The sequence below is a fragment of the Cupriavidus sp. SK-4 genome, from assembly GCF_000611125.1.
In the GTDB taxonomy this organism is placed as follows: domain Bacteria; phylum Pseudomonadota; class Gammaproteobacteria; order Burkholderiales; family Burkholderiaceae; genus Cupriavidus; species Cupriavidus necator.
The window spans coordinates 9076-15501 of the sequence record NZ_JFJW01000084.1 but is presented as its reverse complement, the minus strand read 5'-3'; the positions used below and the strand labels follow the sequence as shown (position 1 = coordinate 15501).

Here is a 6426-nt window from a genome sequence, read left to right as displayed (position 1 = left end):
CTGGGTGACTGACTTGTGTGTAATCAAATGCTTTGAAGGTGAAGGCAGCGGAGGCGCCGTAATAGGCGCCGACATACGACCTCAGCCACGGAAACCGATACTGCGTGCGCAGGGTCTGCGCCAGTTCAAGGAAGAGCGAGACGGGTCGGCGATCGTAGTACGAGCGCCACATCCTGGTTTCCAGCGTGCCGGTCGCGATCGGATCGAAGCGGCTCAGATCGCGGTGCCATGGCCAGAAGAGATCGGCTGCGGCATAGCCGATCAGTAACAAAAGCGCGACCAGGATCGTCCGTCTCGAACGTCCTGGCCGGGCAGCAGTCGGATAGCGCCTCAGGCCGCGAAGGGAGGCGCGCCGGGTTGTGTGCATGTCGAATCGCGTTGCTACGTAACAAGCGCCTGGTCTATTTCTTGGCTACGCGCCCGAGGACGGCGGCCAGTTCGGCATCTTCCAGGACCGGCATGATCTCCAGTTCCATCAGATCGCTCCACTGATAGGCGAACTCGGTGAGCTTGGCCGCATCGTCGGTTTCGAGCAGATCGAAGCCCGACCCGAGATCGGCGCTGGTCCATCTGCCCAGCAACTGGACGCCCTCCGGCGGTAGCCCGCCGGTTCGCAGAAAGCGCTCGATCGCTTCGGCGCGCTGCTACGTATCCGGAGCCCAATGGAAGGTCATCATGAATTTCATGGCGGCATCTCCTGATGGTGGTGTCTCACCTCCTCCTACTTCTATATACGTTCCGGCGCGCCATGCGGATGCGATCGAGCGCGCGCGTCTCCGCGCGTGGCGAAATGGGGGAGTTTGTGACCTGTCGGGATGCCAGGAACGGACGCCGCCCGACGCCTGTCACCCGACGCGGACGCCTGGCGGCGCTAGCAGGTGAGGTGCAGGATCGCGTTGGCGCCTTTGGGGTTCGCCTCGAGCGTCTCGATGGCGTCGGCTGTCGGCTGGATGACCAGCTTGACATGGCGCCGTTTCGCCTCGCGCTTCACCTCGTCCATCACCGGCAACGCGCCGGTTCCGGTGCCGACCACGAGTTTGCTGCAGTTCCAGGGGATGTCTTCCTGGATCGACAGCGGCGTGTGGCCGAACGCTTCGCGGAATGGCTTGGAGGGGCCCTTCCTGCGTTTGCGGACCTTGCCGTGGTCGATGACTACGTCGTGGTCGTATGTGACGCCGTCGATACTGATGGTGCCGAAGGAGAACGATTCAAACCGCATTTGGGGCTCCTCTGCGATTTGGGTGCGCGTTGCTGTGCGCGGTGGCTGGCCTTTGCGTGCGCCCGCACCGGTCGGCAGACGTGCTGGCGAGGTGGTGCGGTCAGGCGGCGCGTTGCGCGGGGTGCTGCAGACTGGCCTTCAGTTCCTCGCGTTCGGTGAAGGTCGGGTTGGCCTGCCAGCCGACTAGTTCGTCGTGCCAGCTCTCCCACGCGTTCTGGTCGAACTCGAAGTCCTCATCCAGCCGCCCGCCGTCGCGCAAATAAGCGCCGATCACCTGCGTGCCATCCCAGTAGGCAACGGCCACGTCGGAGAAATCGGCAGTGGTTCCGATCGGCATGTCGCGTAGCAACATCGCCAGGTTTGCCTTAAACGCTCGGAATTCTTGGGAGGTCATGGCGGGCCCCGGTGCGGAGACGGAAGATGATTGAAGGTTGCACCTGATCTTTCGGCGCGTCAATTTGGAGCGTTGACCGGCACACTTAGGGCCGCCGTGAAAGTCGACAAGAGCCGACCGGGCCACAACTGGCGGAGGTCGCTTGCCGGCCAGAAGCGGTCAATCACGTAGCCGCCTCGCGCCCCGATAGCAGTCGGTCCAGCGGGCTGCACACCGCCAAGCCGCCCATCCGCATCACGTGGGTGTAGATCGTCGTCGTGGCCACGTCCGCATGGCCCAGCAGTTCCTGCACCGTGCGGATGTCGCTGCCACTTTGCAGCAGATGTGCGGCGATACACGCGTACACAAAGGAGCAAAAGGCAAAACATATGACGACATCTGATGACCCTCATGGCAAGATCACACAGCCGCTGGCCAGTTGCAACGGCAGCGCTAAAGCACGGCAAATTTAATGCTGGATGAAAATACAGCCAATGAGAGCAAAGACGATGCAAGATCAACTGCTTACATGGTCGGAATCTGCACGTGTTAGAGCGCATCATCCGTATTAGGGCGCGTTACACATCGCCCCATAATACGTTAGGCCCCACAAACAGCACCGACCTCAACCGAAGGACCGAACGATGACGCAATACCTTATCTCCTTTCCTGGAAGGGCGATGGAAGTCCCCGCCGAGGACTTTGCCGCTGTGGGCGAAGCTGCGCACGAGGTCATCCGCGAGGCGAAGGCTGCAGGCGTGTACGTGTTCGGTGGTGGTATCAACGAGGATGTCGCACCACTCATGGTCGCCTCAGACGGCACGGTCACAAACGAAACCTATCCCCAGACGAAGGAGTTCGACGGCGGCTTCTGTGTCCTGCAGCTCCCGTCGCGCGAAGCCGCCATCCTGTGGGCTGCAAAGATCGCCAAAGCTTGCCGCTGCTCGCAGGAACTCCGCGAGTTTGGGTATGACCCCGAGAGCTGACGGGTAGGGCCCGTACCCACTGCGATCGATGACACTCTCTCGCATCTACTTTCTTCATCGCCATGAACTTCAGCCAGAAAACAGTCATCTCCGGCCTCCTAGCCGGTGGCCTACTTGCTCAAAGCCTGCCTCGTCCTTGGGGGCGTCGTGAGGCCTAACAAACCGCTGCAGCCGACGCCGCTACGCGGCGCGGCTGAGCTTGCTCGTTGAACGGCAGCTTTGTGACAAAGCGAATTTCCGCTATGGGTCGCAAAGCGACGGTCGGCACGTGGTCGATGGCCGAGTCACGCATTACGTCGGAACTGGAAACGAGACTGTTGCCATAACAGGGCGAGCGCGGCTCCGCCGATTTAGCGCTCCGCTGCCCCCCAGTTCACGGAACGGCGTATTATCGGTGGCATTCCGCCTGTGACTGCCGGAACGCCTGCGATGACCAACGATCCTCACCTGTCTCCCAAGCTTCACCTGACCGCCGAGCATGGATTCGCCCTACATGACAGCCGACAGCCTGCTTTTCGCCGAGCATGGCACGTCCACGACTGCGGCATGCTGTTGTGGCCGCGCGTGGGCAGGCTCAGGACGGTTTGGAACGATTCGTCTGGCGAGCCAGACGCGCTGCATGCCGCTTCGCTGGTGCGCGGTACCGCTGTATTGCTGCATGCGTCGACGCCGCACCTGACGGCATCCCAGCACGGCCTTCAGCAGCACGGGGAACTCTATCTGCCGCCCGATCGCCTGCCCGTGTGCCTACGGTTCGGCGCCATGCACCTGGACGCCGCGACGATCGCGATGCTTGAGGCGCTGCTCGCGCCTACGATCTCATTCACCAGCGCGTCCTGGCTAGTGCGCGCCATCGTGGCGCAGATCATGACGAGCCGGCCGCTGGCGATGCCCGAAGAGCCGGCGTCCGTCGCACTGCGCATGGTCCAGCGCTTCCATGCGGCGCTCGAACGCGACATGCCCTTGCCATCGATCGATACCGTGGCCGGCGAACTGGGCATCTCGATCCGACATTTGCAGCGCGCCTGTCAGATCGAGTTCGGCGCGACGCCCGTGACCGTACGGCGTCGTATTCTGGCCGAGCACGCACGCAAGCTGATTGCAGGAGGCCGGTCCGCCGCCTGCGTCAGCATGGATCTCGGCTTTGCCTCCAGCGGGCATCTGCACCGGCTGCTGCGCGAGGTGCCGGCGCCGTCGTAGCCTAGCGGCCGACGCCTTCAGGCCGTCATCACAATGGCGTCGACCTCAATCTCCGTCCACGCCCGGTCCGGTAAGCTGGCCACGCCAAGCGCGCTGCGTGCCGGCAGCGGCTGACCGGGGAATGCTGCGCGCATAACCGCCGAGGCCGCATCGAGCACTGCTGCATGTCGTGTAAAGTCCGGTGCCGCGCGGATGAAGCCACGCAGGCGAACGATCTGGATCACGCGCGACAACTCGCCATCGCAAGCCAGCCGCAGTATGGCCAGTGCATTCAGCACCGATACTTCGGCGGCATGGCGGGCGAGTTCCAGATCATCGTCGCTCCGGCATTGGCCCGCCATGGCCACGCCGTTCCGCCGGCATACCTGACCGGCAATCGACACCCATTGCGATGTGCCGACCTGGATCGCGCAATACGGCGCATAGCTGCCACGTGGACTTGACACTTCGGGCAACGTGAATCCGGCTGCGGCAAGCCGCGCCTCGGGGGAGCTGTCCGTCACGCATCGCTCCAAGTCACGCTGCCGCTGAGCCAGCATCCGTCAGGCTCGCCCGAATCCATATGGCGCGGCGCCACGAGAATTTCCGAGGGGCTGCCCATGGCATCGCCTTGCCAGACCGCGATGGAAGACACCTTTCCATCAGGGCCAGCCAGTTCACCCGCCTGGTTCAGAAAGCCCCATAAGGCAGCCGCCGCTATGCCGGTGGCGGCATCCTCGGGATAGCCGGACGACTTTGGAAATTGCCGCGCATGAATCACGGGTCGGCCGTCCGCTTTCGATACGCCAAATGCATAGGGATAGAGCCCGGTCGAGCCGATCGATGCGCAGAGCGACTCCATGGTCGAGAAGTCCGGTTGCAAGCTGTCGAGCACCGCCACGCAAGGCAAGGCGATGAGCGTCTTGACGCGACTCGTCGCGGCATTGGTGGCCGCATACGTACCGGCTGGAAAACCAAGTTGCGCCGCCACTCGGCCCGATGCCCCGGCGTCCAGCGCCTGGGTACGCACCGCCGGCTGCGAGATCCAAACGGATTGCAGCGCATCGTCCCAATACGCCAGCACGATGCCACTCAGCGTCTCGATGCGCACCGCCGGGGTCGTCCAGCGGCCCCATTGGCGCAACGCCCACAGCGTGCCCACGGTGGCGTGGCCGCACATCTCCATCTCGTGCTGCGGAACGAAGAATCGGAAACGCCAGTCGCAACCGATATCACTCGGCAGCACAAATGCGGACTCGTGCCCATATGCGGCAGCAACCCTTTGCATTTCCGCCGCGCTCATGCCACGGGCATCGGAGACCAGCGGCACCGGATTGCCGCCTCGCCCATCGCGTACAAAAACCCGGATCAGACTGACATTACTCACCTGTAGCTCCCACGGAACTGGCAATCTTGCCCCAGTACGGGATGTCTGCTTGAACCGCGGCCTGCAGTGCGGCGGGTGTACCGGGGCGCGCCGTCACACCTTTGCTCGATAGATCGGCCACGACCGCATTGTCAGAGAGCACCTTGTTCAGTGCTGCATTGAAGCGATCGACGATCGCAGCGGGCGTTCCCTTGGGAAAGGCGATGCCATACCACAGTTGCTGTTCGAAGCCTGGCACGCCCTGGCTGACGAACGTCGGTACATCGGGCAGCAGCGGTGTCGGAGCGGTCACGGCAATGGCGGCAATCTTGTGTGCCTTGATGTATGGCGCCAGTCCCACCGGATTGTCGAACATGATTTGCACCTGTCCACCAATCAGATCAGTGTACGCCGGCGCCGCACCGCGATACGGGACGTGAACCATCGGCACCGCGACGAGCTTCTGAAACTGCTCGCCCATCAGGTGCGACACGGTGCCGACACCAACCGAACCGAAGCTCTGCTGCGCCTTGTCGGCCTTCAGTCTGCTGACAAGCGCCTTGGCATCCACCACCTGCAAGGTGTTGTTGACGGCCAGCACATAAGGCGACGTGCCAATGAATCCGGCATAGGCGAAGTCCTTCGCCGGGTTGTACGTCAGCTTTGGATATAGGGCGACGCTTACCGCGTGCGTGCTCGTCGTGACCACGCCGGCCGTATATCCATCGGCCGCAGCCCGCGCGACATAGGCAGACCCAAGCGTGCCGCCTGCGCCGCTGCGATTGTCGATCACGACGGGGCGGCCGAGCTCACGCTGCAACAGCGGCTGGATGGAGCGAACCACCAGATCGGTACCGCCGCCAGCCGGAAATGGCACGACCACGGTGATCGGCTTTGATGGCCAGGTTTCCGCATACGCGGCGACGCAACTTGCTGCGGCCGCGGCCGCCAGCACGGCGCAGCGGGCCTTGCGCGTTGAAATGGACAGGATGGACATATGCACTCCGCTTGTTGGAATGCATGGAGTTTACGAACGTGTCGGGCGGGCTACGAACCGGAATGCGACTTTCAGCCATCCGAAATGCGCATGCGCCGGGGGCTTGGAATGACGACCGGTTGAATCCGCAGCCAGAAGCAGACATCTAGGAATGGCGACTACAGAGGTCTCACTGATCTCCAAAACACGCCATCTTCGAACATGCCTAGAAGGAGAGAGTCTCCACTATCGAATCCGCATGCAGCGCCATTGAGCGACGAGAGTAGTTGGGAAGGAGCGTGGGTTAATGCCTCGATCGTGATCATT

At 62.6% G+C, this 6426-nt stretch carries 8 protein-coding genes and 2 pseudogenes; 2 read left to right on the top strand and 8 right to left on the bottom strand.

Annotation, left to right across the window (positions count from 1 at the left end; all coding sequences use genetic code 11):
• The 5 genes and pseudogenes from CF68_RS18150 to CF68_RS18130 form a co-directional block, all read right to left on the bottom strand.
• A pseudogene (locus tag CF68_RS18150) lies at positions 1–367 on the bottom strand (hypothetical protein); the annotation flags it as partial.
• 34 nt (positions 368–401) lie between these two features.
• Positions 402–629 carry a DUF3303 domain-containing protein gene (locus tag CF68_RS38450; RefSeq protein ID WP_255351112.1) on the bottom strand — a complete coding sequence of 76 codons (228 nt, stop codon included), beginning with the start codon at positions 627–629 and terminating at the stop codon, positions 402–404.
• Positions 630–871: 242 nt separating this feature from the next.
• Positions 872–1219, bottom strand: a complete 348-nt coding sequence (locus CF68_RS18140) for an MTH938/NDUFAF3 family protein (protein WP_035821277.1) — start codon at positions 1217–1219, stop codon at positions 872–874.
• A 100-nt stretch (positions 1220–1319) separates the two neighbouring features.
• Positions 1320–1613, bottom strand: a complete 294-nt coding sequence (locus CF68_RS18135; protein WP_035821276.1) for a hypothetical protein — start codon at positions 1611–1613, stop codon at positions 1320–1322.
• A gap of 163 nt (positions 1614–1776) precedes the next feature.
• Positions 1777–1944 (bottom strand): annotated as a pseudogene (locus CF68_RS18130) (tyrosine-type recombinase/integrase); the annotation flags it as partial.
• A gap of 292 nt (positions 1945–2236) precedes the next feature.
• Between CF68_RS18130 and CF68_RS18125 the strand changes: the two are divergent.
• Positions 2237–2578 (top strand): YciI family protein, encoded by a 342-nt coding sequence (locus CF68_RS18125; RefSeq protein WP_035821272.1) that lies wholly within the window; start codon positions 2237–2239, stop codon positions 2576–2578.
• Positions 2579–3007: 429 nt separating this feature from the next.
• Positions 3008–3778: a helix-turn-helix domain-containing protein gene (locus CF68_RS18120; RefSeq protein ID WP_035821270.1), complete on the top strand. Its 771-nt coding sequence runs from the start codon at positions 3008–3010 to the stop codon at positions 3776–3778.
• 17 nt (positions 3779–3795) lie between these two features.
• Here CF68_RS18120 and CF68_RS18115 read toward each other — a convergent pair whose 3' ends face one another.
• Genes CF68_RS18115 through CF68_RS18105 form a run of 3 tightly spaced genes read right to left on the bottom strand, consistent with a single transcriptional unit; the run spans position 3796 to position 6120 of the window.
• The gene (locus tag CF68_RS18115; protein WP_035821268.1) at positions 3796–4281 is read right to left on the bottom strand and encodes a RidA family protein; all 486 of its coding nucleotides are present in this window, start codon (positions 4279–4281) and stop codon (positions 3796–3798) included.
• Positions 4278–5144 (bottom strand): PhzF family phenazine biosynthesis protein, encoded by an 867-nt coding sequence (locus CF68_RS18110; RefSeq protein ID WP_035821266.1) that lies wholly within the window; start codon positions 5142–5144, stop codon positions 4278–4280. The genes CF68_RS18115 and CF68_RS18110 overlap by 4 nt, the downstream gene beginning before the upstream one ends.
• A complete protein-coding gene (locus tag CF68_RS18105) occupies positions 5137–6120 on the bottom strand; it encodes a tripartite tricarboxylate transporter substrate binding protein (protein WP_035821264.1) in 984 nt (327 codons plus the stop codon). Before CF68_RS18105 ends, CF68_RS18110 begins: the two co-directional genes overlap by 8 nt.
• Positions 6121–6426: the final 306 nt, after the last annotated feature.